This window comes from Streptomyces sp. ML-6 (genome assembly GCF_030116705.1).
Lineage (GTDB): Bacteria > Actinomycetota > Actinomycetes > Streptomycetales > Streptomycetaceae > Streptomyces.
Genome location: NZ_JAOTIK010000001.1, coordinates 3,704,506 through 3,729,597, shown reverse-complemented (window position 1 = coordinate 3,729,597; position 25,092 = coordinate 3,704,506). Strand labels below are relative to the sequence as shown.

Here is a 25,092-nt window from a genome sequence, read left to right as displayed (position 1 = left end):
CGGTGCGGGCGCGGTCCGGCGCGGTGCACCGAGGGTGTGTCGATCGGTCGGTGGACCGGTCAGCGCTCGACGGGACGGACCACGACGGAGGTGGTCGACAGCGCGGCCTCCACCCAGATCTCGGTGCCCCGTTCGACCGGGGTCGAACTCTTCGCGGCGAACTTCACGGTCTGGCCCCCGAGTCGCAGCAGGACCTCGCCATAGCCGTCGGCCGGGATGGCCGTGACGACCGAGCCCGACGTGCCGACCAGGTCGTCCCCACGGGGGGTGGCGTCGGTCTGGTCCCGCATCAGGACCCTGCTGAACTTCCAGGTCAGCAGGGCCGCGACGATTCCGGCCAGACCTCCGGCGACGATCGCGGCGACCGTGCCGAGTCCGGTGGTGCCGAGCACGATCGCTCCTCCGAAACCGAGCATCGAGAGAAATCCGGCGATGACCGGCAGGGACAGGAGGCCGTCGAAGAAGCCGCCCAGGGCGCCCCCGAAGAGACCTTCGAGGATCCCGTCGAAGATCAGGGACAGGACCAGCAGGGCGATTCCCGCGATGCCGAGACCGAGGAACAGGGTCACGCGGTCACCTCCCCCGAACTACCGACTCCCCCGGACGTTTCTGTCGAACTGGATGGATGGTCCCATACGGCACCCGCGGTGGACACTGCCGGAACCCGGCAGATTTCTACGGGGATTTGATGCCGGAAAGTTGCTCGGTCAGTGTGTCCAGGGACCGGTACGTGGCCCCGAGCAGCGCGACGTGCTTCCAGCGCAGCACCCCGTCGGGACCGATCAGGAAGACCGCGCGGCGCACCCCGATCCCCGGCGCGGCGACCCCGTAGGCCCGGGCGGTCTCCCGGTCGGTGTCCGCGAGCAGCGGCATCCGCAGCCCGTGCCCCCGGGCGAAGGACTCGTGGCTGTCCACACCCTGTGGACTGATTCCCCAGACCTCCGCGTCGAGCGCCTCGAATTCTTCCAGGCCCGAGGAGTACGAGCAGAGTTGCCTGGTGCACACGGCCGTGTTGTCGCCCGGGTAGAACGCGAGGACGACGGCCCGGCCGCGCGCGGCGGAGAGGCCGAAGTCGCGTCGTTCGAAGGCCCCTTCGGCGAGCACCCCGCCCGGCAGCGTGAAGTCCGGGGCGGGCAGCCCGAGTTGCGGTGACGATGCCACGTGTTCCTCCGTGGTCCGGTGCTGCACAGGTCTTCCGGTCCATGCTCTGTAGAGCGCGCCCGGCGCGGATTCGGTTCCCGCCCCGGGACCGGTTTCCGGCCCGGGTCCGTTCCCCGGTAGGGGTTCGTTCCCCGGCACGGTTCGTTGACACAGTCCGTTCCCCGGTACGGGACCGGTCTGCGGCCCGTGCTCGTTCCCCGGTACGGGACCGGCCTTCCGGTGCGGGACCGGTTCCCGCATCATCGCCGAAGGCGCACCGGGAAGGACCGAGGCGCACCAGGAGGTACACATGACAGGCCCCCGACCGCCGTCCGCGGCCGTGCTCCTGCTGCACGGCGGTGCGGAGACGGGCCTGGCCCCGCCGCCGCCCGGTCCGCTGAACCTGCCCGCCGTGCGGATGTTCCCCTTCGCCCGGGCCATCGCCTCGGCCGCGGGCGGCCCCGCCGCCGACGTCCTCGTACGCACCGCCCGTTACGCCCACCGCGGCTGGAACGGCTCCCGCGAGGACCCGCTCCACGACGCCGTGCGGGCGCTGGACGCGTTGCGCCGCGAGGCCGGGGAGGAGGTCCCGGTGGTCCTGGTCGGCCACTCGATGGGCGCCCGCGCGGCCCTCCGCGCCGCCGGTCATCCGCTGGTGCGCGCGGTGGTGGGCCTCGCCCCGTGGTGCCCGGCCGACGACCCGGTCGGCCAGCTCGCCGGCCGCGACGTGGTCCTGCTGCACAGCACCCGCGACCGGATCACCAGCCCCCGGGCCTCCCAGGACCTCACGGCCCGCGCCCGCCGGGCCGGGGCCCGCACCTGCCTGGTCGCGATCCGGGGCAGCGACCACGCGATGCTCCGGCGCGCCGGGGCGTGGCACGCGCTGACCGGCCGGATCGTCACCGGCCTGCTGGACCTGGGCCCGCTGCCCGGCCGGGTCGAGGCGGCGCTGCGGCTCCCGCCGGACGCCCCGGGAACCCGCGGCACCCTCGACCTGGACCGACTGGACCGACTGGACCGGCCGGACCCCCCGGTCCGGCCGGAGCGACCGGCCGGACCGGAACACCGACTCCACCCGGTCCACCCAGACCCACCCGTCCGCCCGGTTCGCCCGGAGGGGTGAGCCCCCGGGTACACATGCGTCCCCTCTGTCACGGGGGTGCCGCCGTGGTGCAGCCGCCGGGGAACGGGAGCACCCTGGTAGAGAGGTGATCGTCATGAGGACAACTGCCGGGTGGCACGTGGACATGGAATTCGAGGAGGATTCCCACCGGACCCGTGCGGCCGCCCTGGTGCGGCTTCCGGACGGCAACGAGGTGCGGGCCCACGGATATGCGAGCCGCCACCCCTCCGACAAGGACCAGCCCAGGGTCGGCGAGGAGATCGCGGGGGCCAGAGCCCTCAATGAGCTGGCGATGAAGATGCTGACGAAGGCGCACGACGAGATCGACGAGGCGTCCGGCCGTACCTCGCACCCGCTCACCGCCTGAGCGGTGCCGGGCGGCCCGTACACCCGGGGCCGGGCACGGGCCCGGCCCCGGGTGGTGTGCGGGGCCGCGGGGACGGCGGTGTACGGGAGCAGGGGGAAGCGGCCCGTTCAGCGGATGCGCGGCGGGACCCGGCGGCCGACGATGGAGGGCCGGGCAGCGGGTGGTCCGCGCCCGCCCAGGAGGTTGACGTGCAGGCCGATGCGTACGCCGGCGATCCGCCGTCGCCCCTCGGGCCCGAGGTGCTGGCGGCCCTGCTCGGCGGGACCACGGCCGGGGTGGGGGTGCTCGACACGGGGCTGCGCTTCCTCTACGTCAACCCGGCTCTCGAACGGATCAACGGCATCCCGGCCGCGGAACACATCGGGCGCACCGTCACCGAGCTCCTTCCGCTGGTCGACGTCGGCGAGGACATGATGCTGGCCGTGCTCGCCGACGGTAAGCCCCGCGAGATCACCTCCAGCGGGTTCACCCCGGCGACCGGCGGGTCCCGGCGGTACTGGCACGGGGCGTTCCACCGGCTGGAGAGCGACGGCCGGGTCGTGGGCCTGGCCGGGATCGTGCTGGAGGTCATGGCCTCCGACCAGGGGTGGCACGAGCTGGAACAGGCCCGGCGCCACCTGAACCTGCTCGACACCGCCGCCGCCCGGATCGGCACCACCCTCGACATGGACACCACCTGCGCCGAGCTCGCCGACCTCGTCGTGCCCGGGCTGGCGGACCTCGCGACGGTCGAGGTGTTCCCGCCGGACGTCGCCGCCCCGGTCCGCCCCGCCCCGCCCGGTGTGCTGCGGCTGCGCGTGGCGGCGCTGACCGCCGTGCCCGCCCTCCGCGATGAGCTGCGCGGGTTCGGGCTGATCGGCGAGTACATCGACTACCAGGAGGGCGCCGCCGTACAGCGTTGTCTGTCGGCCAACCTGCCGGTGGTGGAGAACCTCGTCGGCGACGAGCAGCTGCGGAGCTCCGCGCCCGCCCCGGAATGGGCCACCGCCTTCCGCGCCCTGGGGATGCACTCGGTGGTCATCGTGCCCGTAGCCGTGCGCGACGGGCCGCTGGGTGTCCTCGTCCTGATCCGGGCCGGGGACTCCCCGGCCTTCACCGACGAGGACGTGGTGGTCGCCCGGGAGCTGGCCGGCCGGGCTGCCGTGGACCTCGACCACGCCCGCCGGTACGCCCACGAGCACACCATCGCCCTGGAGCTCCAGCGTTCCCTGCTGTCCGAGCCGCGCCCGCCGCACCCGCACATCGAGATCGCCACCCGGTACCTGCCGGCCGACCGGAGCGTGCTGGTCGGCGGCGACTGGTTCGACGTCATCCCGCTGCGGGACGGGCGCCATCTGAAGGCGATGGGCGACGTGATGGGCCACGGGGTGGAGGCGGCCGTCGCGATGAGCCACTACCGCTCGCTGCTGCGGATGTTCGCCGACGACGAGTTGCCGCCGCACCGCATCCTGGAACGGCTGGACCGGATGGTCGAGCGGTCCGGCCTGGACCGGGCGGCGACCTGTCTGCTGGCCGTCGTCGACCGGTTCGGCGGGGCGTGCGAGATGGCGAGCGCCGGGCACCTGCCGCCGGTGCTGATCGACCCGCTGGCGGGCACCAGGCTGTGCGCCGAGATGGCGGTGGGGCCGCCGCTGGGCACCGGCTTCGGCGGCTACCGCTCGACGCTGGTGGAGTTCGGCCCCGGGTCGGTGCTGTTCCTGTACACCGACGGGCTGGTGGAGCGGCGCGGCGAGGACATCGACACCTCGCTCGCCCGCCTGGAGGACCTGACGATGCCCAGGAGCGGCAGCCTCGACGACCTGCTGGACGAGGTGCTCGAACGGTTCGGGCCGGGCGCCGAGGACGACATAGCGGTCCTGGCCTCGCGCACCCGCCCCCGCGCCCCCCTGTGATCCCGGAAACCGACACGGACACCGACACCGGCCCCGGAAACCGGCCCCGGAAACCGGAGAGAGCACCCGGATCGCCCCGCCCCGGCTCAGCCCAGTTCCAGGCTGGTGATGCCGAACAGCCCGTCGTGGTCGATGTCCGGCGCGGGGCCGGTGTACATCCGGGCGGTCTCGAACGACGGGGTGAGGCCCAGCTGTTCCGCCAGCCGCACGGCCGCCGGGTTGACGTCGGGCACGTCGATCGCCACCGGCGTGCCGGGGTCGGTCGCCGCCAGGGCGCCGACCAGGGCCCCGGCGACCTCGGGCGACTCGGCGTACACCGGGCCGATGCGGGACGAGGTGCGGCACGGGCGCAGCACGGCCAGCCCCCGCAGCTCCCCGTCCCGGACGGCGGCGAGCGAGGTGCGCCCGGGTCCGGCGATCCACGGGGCGAGGAAACCGTCCCGGGCGGCGGGGAAGAACCGGCGGTCGTAGTCGGCGAGCCGGTCGAAGGGGACGGCGCGGGCATCGACGAGGGCGGTGCCGGCCGGGGCGGGCAGTCCGGCCGGCGGCAGGCCCTCGTAGCGCATGTTCGTCCAGACCGGCCGGAAGCCGGACTTGCGGTAGTTGGGCTGCTGGGCCACCACCCCGTCGAGGCCGACGTTGCGCCCCTGCAACCGGGCCATGCCGGCCTGCCAGGTCTGCAACCCGTAGCCCTGGCCGCGCAGTTCGGGGCGGGTCAGGTAGAAGCCGAGGAAGCCGGAGCCGGTGCCGTAGCGGATTACGGAGATGCAGGAGACCGGTTCGCCGTCGAGCCGGCCGAACAGGAAGCCGCGCGGGTCGGCGGCGAAGAAGGCGTGGCGGTCGGTGAGGCCGGGATTCCAGCTCTCCTGGTGGGCCCATTCGGCCTGGAGGGTGAGGTCATCGGCGCTCGCGGTGGTGATCTCGAAGTTCGGCACGGGGCACCCGTACCCATCGGATGCCCCGTTCAACGGTGGTTTTTCCGTCATCCACCGGTGTGCGGCGGTTGTGCGGCACCGGCACTGGCGTCGGCACCGGCACCACGGGCACCGGCGCCGGTCGCGGCCTGCTCCAGCACCTGTGTCGCCCGGTCCGCCGTGACGGTCCGGTAGGCGGTGGCCACCCGCACCAGCCAGGCGACCTCGCCGTCCTGGTCGGTGGCGTGCTGGGTGTCCACCGCGGCGGCGGTCGTGGCGCCCGCGCCGTTGTTCCTGGCGGTGAGCGCGGCCTTGATCCAGTACGCCTCGGCGAGCGGGCCGGCCTTCTCCGTGTCCGTGGCGCCGTCCGCCGCGGCGGCGGCCTTCGCGGCCGGGAGCAGGGTGTCCGGGACGTAGTGGCGCAGCTTTTCGACCGCGTCCGCGATGTCGGCGGCCCAGCGGTCGATGCGCAGGTCGGCCGGGGTGTCGAAGCGGGTGAGTTCGCGGACCAGCGGGGCGGGCGGGTCGAAGGGCTGCTCGGGGAAGGCGGTCATCAACTCGTGCCAGAGGCCGTGCAGTTTGACCTGGGCCCGCCACAGCTTCGCGCGGCGCTGCCCCTTGCTGAAGGCGGGGATGGAGGCCCCCACGGCGAAGAAGGCGAACAGCACCACCTGCGCGGCCTCGGTGACCTCGTCGAAGTGCTGGGCGAAGGATTCGCTGGGGGTGTCCAGGACGCTGACCCACAGGAACAGGGTCCGGCTGACGGTGTAGCCGACCCCGATGAACATGGCGAACGTCATCATGCCGAGCCCCACCCGCAGATGGCGGAGCCGGGCCCCGGCGGTGGCCAGCGCCCACTGGTACGCGCAGACGGCGGAGGCGGCGCCCAAGTAGAGGTAGAACACGCTCATGTACAGCGTGGCCCCCCACTGACCGGCGTGGTCGGCGACGAAGCGGTCCGAGGGGACGGAGCGGTCGACGACGGTGAAGAACAGCACCGTCAGCAGGATCAGCGTGGCGATCGACGCCTTGGTCGCCACCTGCTGGATGGCGCGGGCGAACCGCACGTGGCGCGGGATGGTCCCGCCGTCGGGGTACTGGCCGTAGATGGCGACGATGTAGCTGAGGATGGCCAGGAGCGCGATGGTGGCCGTGTAGTGCTTGATCAGGACGGCGAGGTCGGTGACGGCGCTGTCGTTGAGCGCCAGGCGCACGGCCTGGGTCTTGGTCCACAGGGCGGCGGCGAAGCCCGCGTAGCAGCCCCACAGGGCCCGGCGGCGTTTGTCTTCTTCGTCGCCCCACAGGGCGGCGGGCATGCGCCAGACGGCGACGGCCGTCATCAGGACGGCTATGAGGTAGCCGGCGAGGTCGAGCGGGGTCACGGCGGGTCCTTGGGGGTGGGGTGGGGGCGAGGAGGACGGGGAGGCGCGGTGTCAGGAACGGCGGAACAGGCCGCGGCGGCGGCTGGCGACGGGGCGCGAGAGGGAGTTGGCCAGGCGCCCCACCATGTCGTCGCTCGACACGTCCCGGGCCATGCGGGGGATGAGGGAGGCGCCGAACTCGGCCATGCGCTCGTCGTGGGTGTCGTACTGCGCGCGGGCCTGCACGGTGCCGTCCCCCGACCGGATCGCGTGGGCGATGGTGTCGGCGACCGGGGGCGCGGGCGTGGGGGCGGGCGTGGGCCCACCGCCCAGGACCCGGGTGATCAGCGAGGTGTCGAAGACCGGCAGCAGTCGCCTGAGCTGTTCGGCGTCGAGGGAGGTGCCGTGGTCGAACCACTCGTGGCACAGCTCGTGCAGGATGACGTGCTGGGTCTGGTACTCGGTCGGACGGCGGCGGTAGAGCACGAAGCTCGTCCCGCCGGTCTTCAGCCGCAGCCCGCAGGCCGCGTTGACGCGGGCCAGCCGGTCGGGCATCTCGTGCAGCACGATGGTGCGGCCGCGGGCCGCCTCCATGTTCGCCACCAGTGCGTCGATGGAGAAGGGCGCGGGTATGGGGAGGTCGGCCAGCCCGGCCTCGCATTCCTTCCGCAGTTCGCGCATGGACATGTGGAGGTCTACCCCTCCGGTTCGCCGGGGGCGCCGCCGTCGGACGCGTCCTGCCTGCCCCGGGCGTCCTCCAGCAGGGAGAGGGCGAACTGCAGCAGCTCCGGCGGGAGCCCGTCCTCGTCGAGGCCCCGGCCGGCGACCCCGCTGATCTCCCCCGTGCGCCGCTTGGCGAGGAACTGGAGCCCGGCGACGACGTCGTCGACCACCTCGGACTCCTCCTTGAAGAACCGCCAGTCCACGCCGAAGCCCAGGCCGAGCGCCTTGAGGATGTCCTCGGACGGCTGCGTCACCTTCCCCGCGAGTATGTTGGAGAAGTAGCTGTGCGAGAGGGAACCGCCGCGTTCCTTGACCAGGTCGGCGAAGACCCGGCCCGAGACCTTCTGTCCGGGGAACGTCTTCTCGACCATGTACTCGACCTTTTGCTGCAGTGTCCGCAGCTCCGGCGTGCGTTCCTCGACGCTGTCCATCCGGCTCCCCACGTATCCGTTCCCCGCCCGACCAGCGGTGCTCGGTCGTCGTTTCGGTCAACGGGATTGCACTGTAACGAATCGTGTGACGGAGCCCCCGGTGTGGTGGGCGGTACGGGAACGGGCTTGCGTAAATACGCAACGTCACTGTTAACTCGAAAAAACACGGGCAGGGGACCGCGAGGGGAGTGTCCTGCCCGTGAAGTCGCCCTGCCCTGTGCGCAATTCCGTCGGACAAGTCGGACAAGGCGTGCATTTGTGGGCAGTTATGGGTGCAGCCCTTCACGACGGGGGATGCGTGAAGGGCTGCTCGTCCATTATGACCGTTGGTCAAGTCGGCATCAACTGACCTGCCGGTCAGCTGGATGCGTGTCGCCGCGCTCCGCCCCCGTCCGGGCCGTCCGCCCGCCACCCCGGACCGCGGGGTGGGGAGAGCCGCTCGCGCGCCCATTTCGGGCCGGTGGCGGTGTGCGGCCGGGCCGCCACGGCAACTGTGGGTACGTTCTCGTGGCCGTCGTCGGCCTTCCGTACGGTTGTGGTACCGACCGGATCGCGCCAGATATTGACCCGATGCAGTCGGTGGGCGTTTCGGCCCTCCGGCCGGATGCGCAGCTGCGGGCAACCGGCCGCGCGGCCGTAGGCGGTACGTGCAACCCGGCCCCCGGCCCCGGATCACGACCGGCCGGCCGCCAGGAAGACGCCGGGCCGGCCGACCGTCGGGAAGACGACCGGGGCCGGCCCCGGAAGCCCTCCGGCGGCCGACCAGCCGCCCTCGGGCGGCTTCGGAAAATTCCGGCTTGACCCTCACGTTGCGTGAGGCCGGAAGGTGGGGCCCATGAGCGACTACTACAACGCGTTCGAGATCAGCCCCGTACCCGCCCCCGGCCCGGACGCGGTTCCGCCGGAGCCGTTCCACGGCATCTACGGAATGCCCGCGTTCGCGACGATCCCCACGAACGACCTCGCGGCCTCGGTGGACTTCTGGGTCCGCGGGCTCGGATTCTTCGAACTGTTCAGCATCCCCGGCACACTCGTGCATCTGCGCCGGTGGGCGTTCCAGGACGTGCTCCTCGTCGCGGCGGAGAAGGAGAGCGTTCCGGAGCAGGCGCCCGCGATGGGCTTCAGCTTCGCGTGTGTGCTCGGCCAGATCGATTCCGTGATCGAGGGCTGCCGCGCGCTGCGCCCGGACTCGGTCGACGGCCCCCGGGACACGCCCTGGAACACGCGCGACGTGACGGTGATCACTCCCGAGAACGCCCGGATCGTCCTCACCGCGGCGAAGCCCTTCGATCCGGCGAGCCAGGAGGCACGGAACCTTGAAGCCATCGGGATCACTCCGCCGGACTCGGCCCACGACACGAATGACGACAATAAGGAGCATGCCTGACGCAGCTGAAACCGGAGCCGGAGCCGAGGCCGAGGCCGGTCCCGAGGCCGACGGCCTGACCGTCGGCCAGGTCTCGACGCGTCTGGGCGTGACCGTCCGCGCGCTGCACCACTGGGACGAGATCGGCCTGGCCCGCCCGTCGATGCGCACGGCCGCCGGATACCGGCTCTACACCGCCGGTGACCTGGAACGCCTGCACCGCATCGTGGTCTACCGCGAGGTCGGTCTCGGCCTGGACCGGATCCGGGACGTCCTGGACGACTCGACCGCTGACGTGCCGGGCGCGCTGCGTGCGCAGCGCGCCCAGGTCACCGAACGGATCGACCGCCTCCAGCGGCTCGGCGCCGGACTGGACCGGATGATCGAGGCCCATGAGCGCGGTCTGCTGCTGACCGTCGAGCAGCAGACCGCGATCTTCGGCCCCCGGTGGGACCCGGACGGGCCCGCCGAGGCCCGCCGCCGCTACGGGGACACGACGCAGTGGCGGCAGTACGCCGAACTCTCCGCCTCGCGCGGCCCGGAGGAGTGGCAGGCGGTCGCCGACGCCGTCGCCGGCCTCGACCGCGCCCTCGCGGACGCGATGGACGCCGGTGTGGCCCCCGGCAGCCCGGAGGCGAACCGGCTCGCCGAGCGGCACCGCGAGGTCTTCACCTCGTACTTCCCCCTCACCAGGCAGATGCAGGTCTGCCTGGGCCGCATGTACGAGGCCGATCCGGGATTCGCCGCCCACTACGACGGCATCCGGCCCGGCCTCGCCGCCTGGCTCCGGCAGATCATCGACGCGGACGCCCGCGCCCACGGCATCGACCCGGACACCGCGACCTGGCAGTGACCCGCCAGCGACCTGGCAGGAGGACGCGGGCTCCCGGGAACCCGCGCCCGTGGGGCGGAGGGCCGGTACGGAGACGGGCGGCGGCCTCATGGTCGGCACCCTCGGTCGACCACTGGTTCTCCGGGCCCCTGCTCCCCGTCGCGGACGGCTGACCGGCCGACCCCTGCCACCGACCGGCCGGAGAGGCGGGACGACTACCGGATACGGGCGTGCAGGTGCATGTCGTGCCAGCCATCCGCATGCAGCAGCGCGTCGCGGCGGACACCCTCCCGCGCGAATCCCGCGCGCTCCGCCGTCCGGCAGGACGCCGGGTTGGCCACCGAGTGCCCGAGTTCGAGGCGGTGGAAGCCGGCTTCGCCCAGGGCCCAGTCGGCTGCCGCAGCCACGGCGCGGGAGCAGACACCGGCGCCTCGTGCTGAGGGGACGGTCCAGTACGAGATCTCGGCCTGACCGCCCATCAGGATCAATGACGAGAGGGAGACCCGGGCGAGCAGTGTGTCGTGGTCGTCCACGACGGCCCAGTGCACGCCTCTTTCGTCCTGCCAGCCGCGCTGCCACTGGGTGATCCACTCCCGGGCCTCTTCCTCGGAATCGGCCCTCCGCAGGTGCCAGCGCTGAATTGCCGGGTCCTGGAATGCCTCCACCACGGCAGCGGCGTCCTTGAGCAGCCACGGCCTCAGCAGCAGCCCGCCCTCCGCGGGCAAGGACGGCTGGGAGGAAGCGGCGAGACAGCCGGCGGACATCAGCGGAGCGACCAGGCGGGGCATGGGCGCCATACTTGCAAACGCCCCCACCTCTGTCAGCGGATCGCCCCGGGGACCGGAAATGGGTACGGGCAGGTGCGGGCAGGCTCAACTCGGCGCGGAGTCCGCGGGCGGCACCGGCTACGGCTCGGAACTGCTCGCCATCGGCTTCCGGGAACGGAAGAGTTGACAGGATGCGGCCCTGAAGTGCCCTGTGACCCCTGCGGCGCCGCGCGTACCGCTCAGGTCAGTTCCCGCAGGAGCAGCTCCGGGTCCGCGAGCAGGAAGAGGTGGCCGCCGTCGGGGACGGTGCGCAGTTCGGCGTCCGGGATCTGGGCGTGGGCCCAACGGGCCACCTCGACGGGGACGTTGCCGTCCGCCTCGCCGTGCAGGAAGAGGGTCGGTACGGAGACCGAGCCCAGCGGGTCCGGCAGCGGACGGGCGTAGTCGGCGAGGTCGGTGACGGCCGCGTCCACGCCCTGGCGCTGTCCCTCGGCCGTGTCCAGGCCGGACAGCGCCCGAAAGGCGGGGGTGGTCATGATCAGCCGGTCGGAGCGGGGCCAGGCGTCGAGGTTCGGCTCGTTCCTGGCCTTCTTGAAGACGCCCTTCCCCGCAAGCATCTGCCGGGCGATCGCCGGGGCCCGGACGGCGATCAGGTTCAGCAGTTTGACCAGCGGGATCCGGCGCGCGTACGCCTCGCGGGGGGCTCCGGGAACGGCGGCGCAGGCGAGGATCAGTCGCGTCACCCGGTCGGGGAGCCGCTGGGCCGCCGAGAGCGCGTACCCGCCGCCGCCCGAGATCGCGACGAGCGGGGCCCGCTCGTGGCCGAGGTGGTCGAGCAGGGCCACGAAGTCGTCGTTCCAGCGGTGGAAGCCGCGACCGGGTACGGGGTCGGTCTCGCCGTACCCCGGACGGTCCGGGAAGACCAGGTGCAGGCCCGCGTTCGTCGCCGCCCGCCGCAGGGCGAGGCCCTCGTAGCGGCTGCCGGGGGTCCCGTGGAGCACGATCACGGGCGGGGCGGCGGGGTCGCCGTACGAGCAGTACGCGATACGGCGCCCGCCCGGGGCCGCCACGTGGTGCGTCTCGGGGAGTTCCGTATCCGCCAGTTCCGTCCCGGGCAGTTCCGTCCCGGGCAGTTCCGTCCCGGGCAGTTCCGTCTCCGCCGGGTCCGTCGGGGAGGGGGTCATCGCTGCTCCTCGGGGGATGCGGGGGATGCGGGGGATGCGTGGGGTGCGTGGGACACAGGGGCTGCGGCAGCGGCTGCGGATGCGGCTGCGGCGGCGGCGGCGATTCCACCGATGACGAAGTCGAGACCGAAGGCGAACCGGCGGTCGTAGTCGTGGTGTTCCGCGAACACCGACGCGGCCCGGCGTTCCGGTGGGAGCTGGTGCAGTTCCAGGTCGCCGCGACCGAGGCGGATCGCCACGTGGCCGGTGACGAAGTCGTGCAGGGCGCCGTACGCGTACGCGGCGGCCTCCTCGTCGAGCCCCGCACTGCGCAGCGCCGCCACGACCCGGTGCGCGGCGTCGTCGGCGCCGGGCCCGACCAGCGCGGCGCGGCGGTGCGCTTCAAGGACGACGGGGTGCCGCATGAGCAGGTCGTGGAGCGTGTTCGCGAACAGCCGGACGGTGCCGAGCCAGTCGTCCGGCCAGTCCACCGACCGGGTCGCCTCGCCGACGATCCGGGACACCAGCGCGTGCTGGAGCGCGTCGATGCCGCCCGTCGTGCGGTGGATCGCCATGGGCGACACGCCCAGCCGGTCGGCCAGTGCGCGGAAGCTCACGGCGTCGAGCCCCCGGTCGTCGGAGAGTTCGGTCGCCGCGTCCAGGATCGCGTCGAGCGTCACCGCCCGGGGGCGTCCGTTCTTCGGGTTGTTTGCCTTATCGACCACCATGCCCGCACCATATCGATACGCGTAACGAAACTTCAATGGGAGCGCGCATGACGGAGTTGCACGACCTCACGGCCCTGGAGCTGGCCGCCGCCTACGCACGCGGCGAAACGAGTCCCACCGAAGTCGTGGACCATCTGCTGACCCGGATCGGGGACGGCGACCGGGTGGGGGCGTTCACCACCGTGTCGGCCGACCGGGCCCGCGTCGCGGCGGCCGAGGCCGAACGGGTCCTGCGGTCGACGGACCGCGCCGGGCTGCCGCGCCTGTTCGGCGTTCCCACCGCGGTCAAGGACCTGGAGGCCACCGCGGGGGTACGCACCACGCTGGGTTCCGCGCTTTTCCGCGACTGGATTCCGGAGCACGACGACGAGATCGTCGAGGTCATGGCCGGGGCCGGGCTGATCAGCCTCGGCAAGACGACTGTTCCCGAGTTCGGGGCCGCCTGTTACACCGAGCCCGAGGTGGCCGCCCCGGCGCGCAGCCCGTTCGACCTCCGCCGCAGCGCGGCGGGCAGCAGCGGCGGGGCGGCGGCCGCGGTCGGGGCCCGGCTGGTACCGATCGCCCAGGGCAGTGACACCGCCGGTTCGGTGCGCTCGCCCGCGAGCGCCTGCGGGGTGGTCGGGCTCAAGCCCAGCCGCGGGCTCGTCACCGCGGGCCCGGCGGGCCACGACGGGATGGGGCTCTCCGTACGGGGGCCGATCGCCCGTACCGTGCGCGACACTGCGGCGTTCCTCGACGTCCTGGCCGGCCGCCCCGGGGCCGGTACCGTGCATCCGCCCCGGGCCGACCACGTCGACGGCTACGAGCGCGCGTGCGACGCACCCGTGCCGCGGCTCCGGATCGCGCTCGCCCAGGGCTCGGTCTCGGGCGGTCCCGTGGATCCCGAGGTCGCCGGGGCCGCGGAGCTCACCGCCCGCACGCTGGCCGGTCTCGGGCACGACGTGTTCGTCCGGGACCAGGCGCCGGACCCTGAGCTGACCGAGGGGTTCCGGGCGATGTTCACGGCACTGGTCGGGTCGAGGGTCATGGCCCTCGACGCGTCACATCTGCGGCCGATCGTCCGCCACCTCCGGTCCCGGGCACAGGAGTTCACCTCGGCCGAGCTGGCCGCCTCGATCGGTGTCGTCCAGGCCCGCGCCCGCGCCTGGGTGCTCGGCCACGCCGATGCGGACGTGGTCATCACCCCGACCGTGACGGGCCCGCCGGCGTTCGTCGGTCAGCTCCGCGACGACACGGACCCGGCGGCGGAACTGGCCGCGATGACCGCGTTCACCGGCAATACCGTCCTGGCGAACGCCACCGGCTTCCCGGCCATCAGCCTTCCGCTGGGCTGGAGTTCGCAGGGCCTGCCGCTCGGGGTCTCGCTGACGGCCGGCTGGGGGCGCGAGGATCTGCTGCTCGGTGTGTCGGCCTCGCTGGAGGAGGCCCTGCCGTGGTCCCACCGCTACGGCGAGCAGGCCGAGGCTTGAGCTTCGAGAGCCGGGAGCGGGGGGAGAGCGAGTTCCAGGGAAGGGCTGTTCACTCGTTCGGGGGTACGGGGGAGGGGGTCGGAGCCGGGGCTTGAGCTTCGGGATTCGGGAGCCGAAATTCGAGAGCCGGGATTCGAGCTGTGGTGTTCACGCGGTTGGTTTTATTGGGGGGTTGGGGAAACCCCCCTCCCCTCCCATACCCGTAACGATCAGCAAGTATGACTAGTTGTGACCGAGTTGCGGCGCAGAGTCGCGACTGTCTACGGTGCCGAATAGAACGACCCCGGACGCGATGTAGACAGCACCGGCCGGGGTCTGACCTCAAGATCGAACACCCATAGAAAGACGATCCCTTGGCTGCTTCAGACCATAGCTCCGCCCCGTGCTCTCCCGCATCCTCGCGTGCCCCCCAGAAGGCCCGTCCGGGCTACGGAAAGCGTTCCGTTCCGATGCAACGTCCGCCGCTCGAAAGCGATTTCGCCTTCCTGCCCGTGCGTGAGCGGCACATCGCCGGCTTCATCGACGCGTTGCCCGACGGCGCGGTGATGGACGTCAAGTCGCTGGCCAAGGTCCTGCCGCTGTACGGGCAGATGGCCGTGGGCAGTGCGCTGAAGGCCCTGAGCGTGGCCGGACACCTGAGGCGGGTCCGGGAACACAGCGACAAGGGCGACCAGGTACGCCCGGTCCGTTGGGTCACCCGGACCTACTGGTCGCGGATCGCCCGCGACAACGAGTGGTGGAACGCCTTCCTCAACGACGAAACCGAGCCCGAGCAGGCGTCCGAGCCCGAGCCCGTACCGGCGCCGGAGCCCGTGCCGGAGGCCGCGCCCGTGCCCGAGCCGGAGCCCGAGCCGGAGCCCGAGCCCGTACCGGCGTCGGTCCCCCAACAGCGCACCGAAGAGCCGCAGCCGCAGCCGGAAACCCGGCCGCAGTCGGAGTTAGAGCCGCAGCCGCATCCGGAATCCCGGCCGGCTCCGGAACCGGGGCCGGAAGCGGGGAGCGAGGAGCAGCGGCCTTCGAAGGCATACATGGCCCTGGCCCGGCTGGGCCGGGCCGATTCCCGGCTGGCGCTCTCGGCGGCGGACTGCGCGGAGCTGGAGTCGTTGGCGGCCGAGTGGTTCGAACGGGGTGTGGGCGCCGAGTACCTGACGGGTGCTCTGACCGCCGGACTCCCCGATGCCATCGGCTCACCCTTCGGCTTCGTACGCCGCCGCCTGCGCGACAAACTCCCGCCCCGCATGCCCGTCACCGCCACCAGGCCCGCATGGGAGGCACCGGTGCGCCGCAGGATGGTCGAGTGCACCGAATGCCGCGCCCCCGGCCGCCCCGAAGCGTTCCGCGACGGCCTCTGCAAACCCTGCCGCCAGCCCGGTCCCGCCTTCGGTCTCGACCCCGACCCTGTTTTCTGACCGCCACCGCCCCACCGGTACCGGCCTCTGAATACCCACTTTTTTGTGGGTACTTGTCGCCGTAACCACACCGGGAGAGCCTGGTGGTGACCGGGAACGGGAGCGGGAGCGGGAAGGAGGAGGACCGGGAACCGGGATCAGGACGCGGTGCGCTCGGTGGCGAGCCGGTCCAGATGACGATGGCCCCAGTGGGACAGCGGAGCCAGCGCCAGTGAGAGTTCGAGACCGGACTCGGTCAGCGAGTAGACGGTCTTCGGCGGCACCACGTCGTACACCTCGCGGTGGACGAGTCCGTCCGACTCCATCTCGCGCAGGGCCTGGGTCAGCACCTTCTCGCTGATCTCCGGGACCTTGCGGCGCAGCTCGCCGGGCCGGTGCGGACCGGCCTCCAGCAGCCACAGCAGCAACGTCTTCCACTTGCCCTCAATGACGGCGACGGCTGCGGCCACCCCGCAGACACCGGGGTCGTCGACCCGGACGCGTGTCATCCCTCTGCTCCTTCCCCCGCTGCTCCGATCTTGCTTTCCACCTCATGTACAAGGGAGTTCCGCCATGTCTTCTTCCACCATGCCTTCTTCCCCTCAGGTCACGTCCGGGGGTTCCGAGGCCGCCGTCACGGTGATCGGGCTCGGGCCGATGGGCCGTGCACTGGCAGGCGCGTTCGTGGCCGCCGGGGTGCGCACCACCGTGTGGAACCGCACCCCGGGCCGGGACCGCGAACTGGTCGAGCGGGGGGCGATCGGAGCCGCGAGCGCGTCGGAGGCGGTCGCGGCGAGTCCGCTGACCGTGGTGTGCCTGGTGAACTACGACGCCTCGGACGCGGTGCTGCGCCAGGACGCCGTCACGGCCGCGCTCAAGGGGCGCACCCTGGTGAACCTGACCGCCGACACCCCTCAGCGGGCCAGGGACACCGGGCGATGGGCCGGTGAGCACGGCATCCGCTACCTCGACGGCGCCATCATGACGCCGACGCCGACGATCGGCACGCCGGAGGCGGTCCTGATCTTCAGCGGCCCCGAGGAGCTCTACCGCGAGCACCGGGAGGTGCTCGACGCCCTGGGCGGCGGCCACACCCACCTGGGCGAGGAGATCGGCCGCGCCGCGGCCCACGACATCGCGCTGCTCGACATCTTCTGGACGTCGATGACCGGCTACATGCACGCGCTGGCCCTGGCGGGGGCGGAGGGCGTCTCGCCGCGTGAACTGGCCCCGTTCGCGCAGGGGATCGGCGCGATCCTGCCGGCGATCTTCCAGGGGACGGCCGACGACATCGAGGACGGCACCTACTCGGGCGAGGGCAATCCGCTGACCTCCGCGGTGTCGACGATGGCCCATGTCGTGCACGCGTCCGAGGCCCACGGCATCGACACGGGCGTGATGCGCGCCGCCGAGGGCCTGGCCCGCCGCGCCGTGGCGCTCGGCCACGGTGCGGACGGGTTCTCCCGGATCGCGGAGCTCCTGGCCCGCCGCTGAGGCGCGTACCGGACGTCACGGCGCGGCCTGGGGGCGCGTGCGTACGCGTGTGTACGTGTACGTGCGCGGGCGGTACGGTACGCCGCCCCCAGCGCCGTCCCCGGAAGCCGTAAGTAGCCGTCTGCGTACGGGAGTTACTGGCTGCGTCCGGGAGTACGGGCCGTCACCACTCGTCGTGGCCGATCACCCGGAAGCTGCCCACGACGCCGTTGTTGATGAACCCGCCGCCTTGGACGTTGGGCGTCGCGACGCCGTAGGTGCTGCCGTAGGGGCCGACCGTGGCGACCGGGGAGCCGCCGTCACAGGCGAACCCCCGAAAGACCTCGACCGCATGCCGGCTGTTGTTGTAGATGCTGAAGCTGGTCGATCCCAGTCCGCTGGCTGCGGAGACGCATCCTCCCGGGTAGGCGGGGTACTCCCGTTCGTTGAAGTAGATCTTCTCCTCCCGCTTCCCGCCGTACCCGCGGTCGTGCCCACCGCCCTCGTAGTCGCGCCCGCCCCGGTCGCCGCCCTCGTGGTCGCTTCCTCCACGGTCGGAACCCTCGTAGTCCCGTCCTCCGCGGTCGGAGCCTTCGTAGTCGCCGCCCTTGTCCCCCTTGTCGCCCTCCCCCTCCTTGTCGCCCTTGCTCTCCGTTCCGCCCTTGCTGCCGAGGGGGGCCGGTGCGGGAGCAGCCGACCGGGCGGGCGGGGCGGCGGCCCGGGGGGCGGGCTGCTCGGCCTGCTCGGCGGCCGGTTCGGCCTGGGCGAATCCGTCGGTCGAGGCATAGGTGATGCCGGTGGCGAGGATGGCTGTGCTGACTACGGCGGCCGCCACCGTGAAGGTACGCGAGGACATGTCACTTCTCTCCGTCTCAGAGATGCCGACCGGGCGGCCGACTTGCGGCGAACGTACCGACAGGTCACATACCTGTCATTTCGGGCAAGTCCAGGGTGTGACGCCACAGGACTGGTCGGGTACAAAGAGGGAATTCCCCGCATATCTGCACCGATGTTGCTGTGCCGCTGTGGATGCCGCTGCGTCAGGGGTCGGGTGCCCGGACCCCGGACGGGGCGTCACGCCGCCGGACGGGTGAGCTCGGCGGCCACGGCATCGAGGGCCCGGTCCGGGGCGGCCCGCTCGCAGGCCGGCCGACGGGGGCCGCGTCGGCATTGCACGTCCACCGCATGGACGGAGGCGGCGCGAACTGAAGCGTTTTGGTTTCGGGAGTAGATCCATTATCCCCATGCGGGAAGGCGCCTGTCACCGTTCTCCGGAATGATCTTTACGCCCGATTTGCGCCCCTAGGCTTGCGGGTGACGATTACAAACCCCCTACAGAACCTGGGAGTTGGAAGTGACGCACGATGTTGCCGCGCTGGCCGTGGAGCTGACGGACATGGCCGCGGCCGATCACCGGACCTCGGTCTGCGCGAACAGTGACGACCCCGCCGAGCAGCTGGCCTGGCGGCGGCTGACCGCCCGGCACGGTGACCGGCTGGGCGAGATCATGGACGAGTACGGCTGGCCGACGGCGGAAACGGTCGGCGAGGAAGCCGCGAGCGCGGCCTGGCTGATCGCCCAGCACGCCGACCGGCAGCTCGACATCCAGCGGCGCGCCCTCCACCTGATGCAGCAGGCGGTGTCGGCGGGCGCGGCCGGTGCGCGCGAGCTGGCCTTCCTGCGCGACCGCACGCTGGTCAACGAGGGCCGGAAGCAGATCTTCGGCACCCAGATCGCCGGAGTGAAGGACGGGGCGCCCGTTCCGTGGCCCTGCGAGGAGCCCGAGCGCATGGACGAACTCCGTGCGGAGGCCGGCATCGAGCCCTTCGACGAGTACGTCGCCAAGTTCGCGATGCACTGACGACCGGTGCCCGGCCGTGGCTGACCCGTTTCTCCGGTCCGTTTCTCCGATCCGTTTCTTCGGTCCGTTTCCGGGCCTTGAGCTTCGGGATTCGGGCGTCGGGATTCGGGCGTCGGGCTTCGGGATTCAGGCGTCGAGCGCCGGGGCGGCGGATCACCAGGGCGGAGGGCCGTCGCTTCTCGGGGCAGCAGTTGTGCAGGGCATAGGTGCCCGGTCAAATGCGTTGCCATGGCAGCAACCTGTCATCACACTCGTTTGGTGAACATGCCACAGCACCAGAATGCCCCTTCCGTACGTCCCATCACCGACGCCGATGTCCCCGCCGCGGTCGATACTCTCGCCCGGGCCTTCGCCGACTATCCCTACACGCGGTACGTGATCGCCGCAGACAATCACGGGGAGCGGATCCGAAGGTTTCAGGAGTTGTGCCTGACCCGCATCAGCATGGTGTACGGCCGTGTCTGGGTCGCTGACGAAGGGCGCGCCGTGGCTGCCTGGTCCATTCCCGGCCAGGATCCTTCGCCCGCCTTCGCCGAACTCGGGCCGATCTTCGAAGAACTCGGCGGCGACCGGGCTGCCGCGTCCGAGGCCGTGGACGCGGCTGTTGCCCCGTACCGGCCCCAGGAGCCGGGATGGTTCCTGGAAACCGTGGGAACCGCCCCCGAGGTCCAGGGGCAGGGCCTCGGCAGTGCGGTGCTGCTTCCCGGCATCGAGGAGGCCGAGCGCGCTGGGTATCCGGCGTTCCTGGAGACCTCCAGCGAGGCGAACGTGCGGTTCTACGAACGCCTCGGCTTCAAGGTCACCGCCGATGTCCAGCTCCCCGACAACAGCCTCCGCACGTGGTGCATGCGCAGGGACCCCCGCTGAGAGCCTGAGAATCCGACCGAGGGAGGCTGTGCCCGGGCCGCCTTGTCGCAGCCGTCGGGTGCGGGCGGGGCGTCACCACCAACGGCACCGGGCCGTACGGGTGACGGGGCAGGGCGTTCAACAACGCAAGATCATCCCGTGGCGGGTTTGTGCAGGTCCGGGTCATGCGCAGAAGGGTCGGAGGGGGCCTCGCCCCGGGCCCGAGTGCGTCCGGCGCCGTGCCGCACGACCCTCACGTCACGGGGGACAACCTCTACGCCTCGATCGCTGCGGCCGACCTGGCGGCCTGCTCGATCTTCGCGAAGTGGGCCGCGCGGGCTTCCTCGTCGATCTGCCCCTCGTGCTCGGCGCGCAGCCCGGTCCGGCCGTCGAGGCCCTCGCGCAGGATGTCGGCGTGCCCGATGTGCCGGGCGGACTCGACGAGGACATGGGCCATGACGGCGAACAGGTTCGTGTTGGGGCGGGGCTCCGACCACCACGGCACGTGGCCGGGGGCGTCGAGGGGAAGCTCGCTGATCGTCGCGTCCGAGTGTTCCCACGTGCGCCGGTAGAACCCGATGATCTGCTCGCGGGTCTCGTCCTCGGCCGCCCACAGATCGCTGCCGTCGTGGTCCTGCCACCGGGGCAGCGGTTCCGGGGAAGGGCGGTCGAAGACCTCGCCGAAGTACCTGGCCTCGACGGTGGCCACGTGCTTGACCAGGCCGAGGAGGTTGGTCCCGGTCGCGGTCAAAGGACGGCGGGCGTCGTATTCGGACAAGCCGTCGAGTTTCCAGAGCAGCGCCTCGCGGTCCCGCCGCAGTCTCCGGTGCAGGTTGTCCTTCGCGAAATCATCGATCATGCGGCACGAGCCTGCCATGGGCGGCCCGTGGCCTCAAGATCCCCTACGTGCTCCGCCACGACCGCCGGATCAGGTTCCATGGCCTCCTGGCAGTCGGCGGGGGCCGGGGCCTTCTGCGGAGAGGGTGTCGTCGGGGTTCAGGACGCGGCAGGTGTTCAAGGAAAGACAGCCGCAGCCGATGCAGCCGATGAGTTCTTCTTCGAGCTGTTCGAGTTCGCGGCGCCTGGCTTCCAGACGGTCGTGCCACCGTCGTGAAATCCTGCGCCAATCCGATTTGCCGGGCATGCGCTCCTCGGGGAGGGAGGCGAACAGCTCGGCGACCTCTGCCAGCGGGATTCCGAACCGGCGCGAGGCGACGATGATCCCGATCCTGCGCAGCATGTGCCGTGGGTAGCGCCGCTGGTTCCCGGACGTGCGTATCGACGAGATCAGTCCCTGGTCCTCGTAGAAGCGCACGGCGCTGGTGGCGATGCCGGCACGGCGTGCGACCTCGCCGATGGTCATCAGATCGGTGGGTGCGTGGCTCACGGTTCTCCTGCTTGACTTCAAGTTCACTTGAAGTTTTAGCGTGCACCGCATGACTTCCTCAGCGCAAGGGAACCAGCGCAAACCCGCGCCCGGCACCACGCCTCGGACCGGGTCCGGATGGGGCTCGCTCCTTTCGAAGAACCACCTCCCCGCGGTCACCGTCATGGCCGGCGGCGTCGGGCTGTACGCCATGAACCTCTACTTCACGGCGGCCCTCATGCCCTCGGTGGTCACCGAGATCGGCGGCGAGCGCTACTACGCCTGGGCGGCCACGGGATACCTCGTCACCGCGGTCATCGCCACGGTGCTCGTCAGCCGGATGCTCGGCGCACAAGGGGCCGCGCGCTCCTACTGCACCGCGTACCTCCTGTTCGCGGCGGGCACCGTGATCAGCGCGCTCAGCCCGACGATGGGGGTCTTCGTCGCCGGTCGTGCGGTGCAGGGACTCGGCGCGGGCCTGCTGACCGGACTCGGCTACGCCACGATCCGCAGCGTCCTGCCGCCCGCTCTCTGGACCCGTGGGACCGGGCTCGTGTCGGCGATGTTCGGCGTCGGTACGCTCGCCGGCCCGGCGCTCGGTGGCGTGTTCGCCGAAATCGGGGCCTGGCGGGCCGCTTTCGGTGTGCTTTCGGGCCTGGCGGTGGTGCTCTCCCTGGTGACCCTCCGCACCCTGCCCGTGGGGCGGCCGGAGAATCCGGTGAGCCACCCCGTGCCGGTGGCGTCGATCGTCACGCTCGCGTCGACAGCGGCGGTCCTGAGCGTCAGCTCCGCCCTCACGGGGGTCCTGGTGCCGCTGGTGGTCCTCGCCGGGCTGCTGTTGCTGATCCTGTTTCTCGTCGTGGACGCCCGAAACACCAACGGAGTGCTCCCGCGCCTGACCTACGCCCGCGGCAACAACCTCAAGTGGGCCTACCTCACCGTGGCGAGCCTGTGCGCGGGGGTGATGACGGAGAACTTCATTCCTCTCTTCGGACAGCAACTGGGCGGCCTCTCCCCCTTGTTGGCGGGACTGCTCGGCGCCGTCCTCTCGCTGGGCTGGGTCGTGGCCCAGTTGTTCAGCGCGAATGCGACGGAGGCCGGGGCCCGAAGGCTCGTACGCACGGGGCCCCTGTTCCTCACCGCCGGCCTCACGGCGTACGGCCTGCTCCAGGCCGAGGACGCCTCCGGCACGACCGTTGCGCTGTGGGCGGTCCTGCTGCTGATCGCGGGCGCCGGAATCGGTTGTGCGTTTCCCCACCTGTCGGTGGCGGCCATGAGCAGCGGCACCGACGAGGCCGAGGGCGCCAAGGCCGCGGCGGCCGTCAGCACCACCCAGCTGATTGCGTTCACCCTCACGTCGGCCGTCGCCGGCAACCTGCTCGCGCTGGGCGGCACGGACCCGCTCGTCTCGGCTCGCTGGCTCGTCCTCGGGATCGCCGTGATCACCTGCCTGGGGGTCCTGACGGCCACCCGGGCAGCCGCACGACGTACTGGCAGGACGCCTTGAGCCGGCCCGCGATCCAGGCCATGACCTGGCCGAACCTCACCCGCCGGCGGGCAGGGGCTGCGCCATGGCCTGCGGTCACCGCACGATCTTCAGGAGTCCACACAAACCCCCGATGGTCACGCGATGGCCGTACTCGGTCCCAGCCGGGCCTGCGACAAGATCACGAAGTCGGAATGGAGTATTAATCGGCTGACACTATTCGATGAGTGGCGCAAGTTCATCCGATTTTTTATCCGGTGGCAGCGGAGGATTTGGGGCACACATAAAGGTGGCAACCGGAATGCCGGGTACCCGTTGCCGACGCGTTGATAATGCGGAACAGTTGGGCCGGCAGTCGAGAAGGGGGAGACTGCGCCGATTCAACCGAGCGAGACCGAGCAAGGGGGAAATGGCATGAGGATGAAGAACGTAGTCCGGTCGACCGCAGGCCTGGCCGTCGCGTTGGGCACCGTGCTGGCGCTGGGGACGTCCCCGGCCTACGCGGCGGACAAGGGCATCGTTCTCAACGGCCGTGGCACCGCAACCTTCACGGACAACGGCGACAAGTTCACCGTGTGCGACACCAACGCGGATGGTCACGGTGTCCAGATGAGCCTGTACCGCGCCTCCGACAACAAGATCATGTGGACGATCAATGACGGGGGTGACAGCGGCTGCGACAGCAAGACGTACGACATCGTGGGTTCCACGCAGTACTACATGCACCTCTGTTGGAGCGTTCCCGGTGCCGCATGCGTGAAGTCTTCCAACTTCAGCGAGAGCTGACCGGCTCGTAGTTTTCAGCGGCTGAACTGTTCCCGCCCGCGGTAATCGACCGGGGGCGGGAACAGTGCTGAAGTGCCACCGGATTTCAGACGGTGCCGAATTCTCCGGTCTTGACGCCTGCCACGAAGGCGGCGAAGGACGCGGGGGAGGTGGCCAGCGCCGGGCCGTGCGGGGTTTTGGAGTCGCGGACGGCGGTCAGGTCGGTGGCGACCTCGATGCAGTTGCCGCCGTTGTCGCTGTACGAGGACTTGAACCAGCCAGAGGGCTTGGGCTCGGGCATCGCGGGCTCCTTTTTCGAGTGCGAGGTTGCTTCGCGTGCCAGGTGCCCTTCGGGGGTTCGGGGAAACCGGCTGTGGTTCGGACGGCCTGAACTCAATTGTTTTGAGCGGTAGTTGGGATGGGTTCAGGCAGCGAGAAGCCCCGGCGCGCGGTGTGCGACGGGGCTTCTCGGTTCGGATGCGCTGGACCTGCTGGGATCAGACAGTGCCGAACTCTCCGGCTTTGACGCCTGCCACGAAGGCGGCGAAGGACGCCGGCGAGGTGTTCAGCACCGGGCCGTGCGGGGTCTTGGAGTCGCGGACGGGGACGATGCCGTGCAGGGTGGCGAGGTTGGCAGCGACCTCGATGCAGTTGCCGCCGTTGTTGCTGTACGAAGACTTGAACCAGCGGGGGGAATCGGTCGTGGTCATCACAGGATGCCCTTTCGTGCCTCTTTGATCATGGCCACCGATGCTGCCTGGGACAGGGCTTCGGCCTGTAGTTGATGGTATGCCGTCAACAGGGTGAGCACGGAGGCCGTATCGCGCTCCAGGTGGCCTCGCATCTGGGACTCCGCGTATGCGATCACGGACATGTCCGACAGGGTCAGCAGGTTCATCGGTAGGTCGAACGTGCGGCGCTCTCCCATGTCGTACGGGGCGATCTGGAGCACCGTGTTCGGCTGCTCGGCGAACTCCAGCAGCCGGTCCAGCTGGGCGGCCATCACCTCGTCTCCGCCAACCCGCCTGCGGATGCAGCTCTCGTCCATCACCACCAGCATCATTGGAGGGCGGGGGCGTACCAGCGCGGCCTGGCGTTCCGCCAGGAACGAGACCCGCTCGGCTGCTTGCTCAGGGGTGATCGTCCCCCGTCGTACGGCGCTGTCCGCCAGTACCTGGGCGTACTCCGGGGTCTGCAACAGGCCCGGGATGATTCCGATTTCGTACAGCCGGATCTCCACCGCGCGCCCCTCGTACCCCACGTACTGCGGGAAGCCCTCCAGCAGTGAGCCGTGCCGGATCTCCCGGTACTGGCGTTCGAACGTGTCGGCTGTTTCCCCCGTCCCGAAAACCCGGTCGGCGCTGCGCGAAAACCGAAGAGTCGGCATCTTGCGGCCAGTTTCGACGGCCGAGACGTGGGTGCCGGAGTAACCCATGCGCTTGCCCAGCACCTCCTGCTTCCAGCCGCGAGCCTCGCGCGAGCTGCGAATACGGGCGCCGAAGGCCGCCTCCGGGCTGCTTTCGGGGTCCAGGTCCTTGCGGTTCAACGGCTGTCACCTGACTTTTCGTTCGCGCTCAACAAGTTGAAGCGCTCTGGACTGTGGGTCACGCTGATCCCCCTTGGTAGCGGAG

General features: G+C 71.1%; 28 protein-coding genes. 12 read left to right on the top strand and 16 right to left on the bottom strand.

All coding sequences use genetic code 11. From position 1 onward, the window contains the following. Positions 1–59: 59 nt before the first annotated feature. Together OCT49_RS16495 and OCT49_RS16490 are read right to left on the bottom strand one after the other, a co-directional pair. Positions 60–569: an NfeD C-terminal domain-containing protein gene (locus OCT49_RS16495; protein WP_283852650.1), complete on the bottom strand. Its 510-nt coding sequence runs from the start codon at positions 567–569 to the stop codon at positions 60–62. A 106-nt stretch (positions 570–675) separates the two neighbouring features. After that, a complete protein-coding gene (locus tag OCT49_RS16490) occupies positions 676–1,161 on the bottom strand; it encodes a peroxiredoxin (protein WP_283852649.1) in 486 nt (161 codons plus the stop codon). Positions 1,162–1,450: 289 nt separating this feature from the next. On the opposite strand from OCT49_RS16490, the gene OCT49_RS16485 reads away from it, so the two are divergent. The 3 genes from OCT49_RS16485 to OCT49_RS16475 all read left to right on the top strand — a co-directional run bounded on the left by OCT49_RS16485 (position 1,451) and on the right by OCT49_RS16475 (position 4,522). After that, on the top strand, positions 1,451–2,263 hold the full coding sequence (locus OCT49_RS16485) for an alpha/beta fold hydrolase (RefSeq protein ID WP_283852648.1): 813 nt from the start codon (positions 1,451–1,453) through the stop codon (positions 2,261–2,263). Between the two features lie 94 nt (positions 2,264–2,357). Further along, a complete protein-coding gene (locus OCT49_RS16480; RefSeq protein WP_283852647.1) occupies positions 2,358–2,630 on the top strand; it encodes a DUF1876 domain-containing protein in 273 nt (90 codons plus the stop codon). Between the two features lie 188 nt (positions 2,631–2,818). Beyond that, a complete protein-coding gene (locus tag OCT49_RS16475) occupies positions 2,819–4,522 on the top strand; it encodes a SpoIIE family protein phosphatase (RefSeq protein WP_283852646.1) in 1,704 nt (567 codons plus the stop codon). An 86-nt stretch (positions 4,523–4,608) separates the two neighbouring features. On the opposite strand, the gene OCT49_RS16470 is transcribed toward OCT49_RS16475, so the two are convergent. Genes OCT49_RS16470 through OCT49_RS16455 form a run of 4 tightly spaced genes read right to left on the bottom strand, consistent with a single transcriptional unit; the run spans position 4,609 to position 7,951 of the window. Then, a complete protein-coding gene (locus tag OCT49_RS16470) occupies positions 4,609–5,457 on the bottom strand; it encodes a GNAT family N-acetyltransferase (RefSeq protein WP_283852645.1) in 849 nt (282 codons plus the stop codon). 47 nt (positions 5,458–5,504) lie between these two features. Further along, on the bottom strand, positions 5,505–6,818 hold the full coding sequence (locus OCT49_RS16465) for an MAB_1171c family putative transporter (protein ID WP_283852644.1): 1,314 nt from the start codon (positions 6,816–6,818) through the stop codon (positions 5,505–5,507). Between the two features lie 51 nt (positions 6,819–6,869). Further along, complete coding sequence (locus tag OCT49_RS16460) at positions 6,870–7,484, bottom strand: toxin (RefSeq protein WP_283852643.1); 615 nt, start codon at positions 7,482–7,484, stop codon at positions 6,870–6,872. Positions 7,485–7,492: 8 nt separating this feature from the next. Beyond that, complete coding sequence (locus OCT49_RS16455; RefSeq protein WP_283852642.1) at positions 7,493–7,951, bottom strand: hypothetical protein; 459 nt, start codon at positions 7,949–7,951, stop codon at positions 7,493–7,495. A gap of 835 nt (positions 7,952–8,786) precedes the next feature. Between OCT49_RS16455 and OCT49_RS16450 the strand changes: the two genes are divergently transcribed. Then, positions 8,787–9,338: a VOC family protein gene (locus OCT49_RS16450; RefSeq protein ID WP_283852641.1), complete on the top strand. Its 552-nt coding sequence runs from the start codon at positions 8,787–8,789 to the stop codon at positions 9,336–9,338. Then, positions 9,331–10,170: a MerR family transcriptional regulator gene (locus OCT49_RS16445; protein ID WP_283852640.1), complete on the top strand. Its 840-nt coding sequence runs from the start codon at positions 9,331–9,333 to the stop codon at positions 10,168–10,170. The genes OCT49_RS16450 and OCT49_RS16445 overlap by 8 nt, the downstream gene beginning before the upstream one ends. A 194-nt stretch (positions 10,171–10,364) precedes the next feature. Here OCT49_RS16445 and OCT49_RS16440 read toward each other — a convergent pair whose 3' ends face one another. The 3 genes from OCT49_RS16440 to OCT49_RS16430 all read right to left on the bottom strand — a co-directional run bounded on the left by OCT49_RS16440 (position 10,365) and on the right by OCT49_RS16430 (position 12,807). Further along, the gene (locus OCT49_RS16440) at positions 10,365–10,937 is read right to left on the bottom strand and encodes a GNAT family N-acetyltransferase (RefSeq protein WP_283852639.1); all 573 of its coding nucleotides are present in this window, start codon (positions 10,935–10,937) and stop codon (positions 10,365–10,367) included. 218 nt (positions 10,938–11,155) lie between these two features. Next, entirely contained in the window at positions 11,156–12,100 is a 945-nt protein-coding gene (locus OCT49_RS16435) for an alpha/beta fold hydrolase (protein ID WP_283852638.1), read from the bottom strand. Then, positions 12,097–12,807 (bottom strand): TetR/AcrR family transcriptional regulator, encoded by a 711-nt coding sequence (locus OCT49_RS16430; protein WP_283852637.1) that lies wholly within the window; start codon positions 12,805–12,807, stop codon positions 12,097–12,099. Before OCT49_RS16430 ends, OCT49_RS16435 begins: the two co-directional genes overlap by 4 nt. 47 nt (positions 12,808–12,854) lie before the next feature. On the opposite strand from OCT49_RS16430, the gene OCT49_RS16425 reads away from it, so the two are divergent. Together OCT49_RS16425 and OCT49_RS16420 are read left to right on the top strand one after the other, a co-directional pair. After that, a complete protein-coding gene (locus OCT49_RS16425; protein WP_283852636.1) occupies positions 12,855–14,276 on the top strand; it encodes an amidase in 1,422 nt (473 codons plus the stop codon). Positions 14,277–14,725: 449 nt separating this feature from the next. Continuing rightward, complete coding sequence (locus OCT49_RS16420; protein WP_283852635.1) at positions 14,726–15,685, top strand: MarR family transcriptional regulator; 960 nt, start codon at positions 14,726–14,728, stop codon at positions 15,683–15,685. Positions 15,686–15,822: 137 nt separating this feature from the next. Here the strand turns inward: OCT49_RS16420 and OCT49_RS16415 are convergent, their stop codons facing one another. Further along, complete coding sequence (locus OCT49_RS16415; protein WP_283852634.1) at positions 15,823–16,173, bottom strand: winged helix-turn-helix transcriptional regulator; 351 nt, start codon at positions 16,171–16,173, stop codon at positions 15,823–15,825. A gap of 79 nt (positions 16,174–16,252) precedes the next feature. Here OCT49_RS16415 and OCT49_RS16410 point away from each other — a divergent pair, with 79 nt between their 5' ends. Further along, the gene (locus OCT49_RS16410; protein WP_502963470.1) at positions 16,253–17,158 is read left to right on the top strand and encodes an NAD(P)-dependent oxidoreductase; all 906 of its coding nucleotides are present in this window, start codon (positions 16,253–16,255) and stop codon (positions 17,156–17,158) included. A 163-nt stretch (positions 17,159–17,321) separates the two neighbouring features. Here OCT49_RS16410 and OCT49_RS16405 read toward each other — a convergent pair whose 3' ends face one another. Then, positions 17,322–17,993 (bottom strand): hypothetical protein, encoded by a 672-nt coding sequence (locus tag OCT49_RS16405; RefSeq protein WP_283852632.1) that lies wholly within the window; start codon positions 17,991–17,993, stop codon positions 17,322–17,324. A gap of 498 nt (positions 17,994–18,491) precedes the next feature. Here OCT49_RS16405 and OCT49_RS16400 point away from each other — a divergent pair, with 498 nt between their 5' ends. Beyond that, positions 18,492–18,998, top strand: coding sequence for a DUF6624 domain-containing protein (locus OCT49_RS16400; RefSeq protein WP_283852631.1), 507 nt, complete (start codon positions 18,492–18,494; stop codon positions 18,996–18,998). A gap of 264 nt (positions 18,999–19,262) precedes the next feature. Next, positions 19,263–19,865, top strand: coding sequence for a GNAT family N-acetyltransferase (locus tag OCT49_RS16395; RefSeq protein ID WP_283855818.1), 603 nt, complete (start codon positions 19,263–19,265; stop codon positions 19,863–19,865). Positions 19,866–20,118: 253 nt separating this feature from the next. On the opposite strand, the gene OCT49_RS16390 is transcribed toward OCT49_RS16395, so the two are convergent. Both OCT49_RS16390 and soxR read right to left on the bottom strand, forming a co-directional pair. After that, on the bottom strand, positions 20,119–20,703 hold the full coding sequence (locus tag OCT49_RS16390; protein WP_283852630.1) for a DinB family protein: 585 nt from the start codon (positions 20,701–20,703) through the stop codon (positions 20,119–20,121). Positions 20,704–20,772: 69 nt separating this feature from the next. Further along, positions 20,773–21,207, bottom strand: a complete 435-nt coding sequence (gene soxR / locus OCT49_RS16385) for a redox-sensitive transcriptional activator SoxR (RefSeq protein WP_283855817.1) — start codon at positions 21,205–21,207, stop codon at positions 20,773–20,775. Positions 21,208–21,280: 73 nt separating this feature from the next. Here soxR and OCT49_RS16380 point away from each other — a divergent pair, with 73 nt between their 5' ends. Further along, the gene (locus tag OCT49_RS16380) at positions 21,281–22,717 is read left to right on the top strand and encodes an MFS transporter (RefSeq protein WP_283852629.1); all 1,437 of its coding nucleotides are present in this window, start codon (positions 21,281–21,283) and stop codon (positions 22,715–22,717) included. Positions 22,718–23,116: 399 nt separating this feature from the next. After that, positions 23,117–23,482 (top strand): hypothetical protein, encoded by a 366-nt coding sequence (locus OCT49_RS16375; RefSeq protein WP_283852628.1) that lies wholly within the window; start codon positions 23,117–23,119, stop codon positions 23,480–23,482. 85 nt (positions 23,483–23,567) lie between these two features. Here OCT49_RS16375 and OCT49_RS16370 read toward each other — a convergent pair whose 3' ends face one another. The 3 genes from OCT49_RS16370 to OCT49_RS16360 all read right to left on the bottom strand — a co-directional run bounded on the left by OCT49_RS16370 (position 23,568) and on the right by OCT49_RS16360 (position 25,007). Continuing rightward, entirely contained in the window at positions 23,568–23,762 is a 195-nt protein-coding gene (locus OCT49_RS16370; RefSeq protein WP_283852627.1) for a DUF397 domain-containing protein, read from the bottom strand. Between the two features lie 196 nt (positions 23,763–23,958). Then, positions 23,959–24,171: a DUF397 domain-containing protein gene (locus OCT49_RS16365; protein ID WP_283852626.1), complete on the bottom strand. Its 213-nt coding sequence runs from the start codon at positions 24,169–24,171 to the stop codon at positions 23,959–23,961. Next, positions 24,171–25,007, bottom strand: a complete 837-nt coding sequence (locus OCT49_RS16360; RefSeq protein ID WP_283852625.1) for a helix-turn-helix domain-containing protein — start codon at positions 25,005–25,007, stop codon at positions 24,171–24,173. Before OCT49_RS16360 ends, OCT49_RS16365 begins: the two co-directional genes overlap by 1 nt. Positions 25,008–25,092 lie beyond the last annotated feature (85 nt).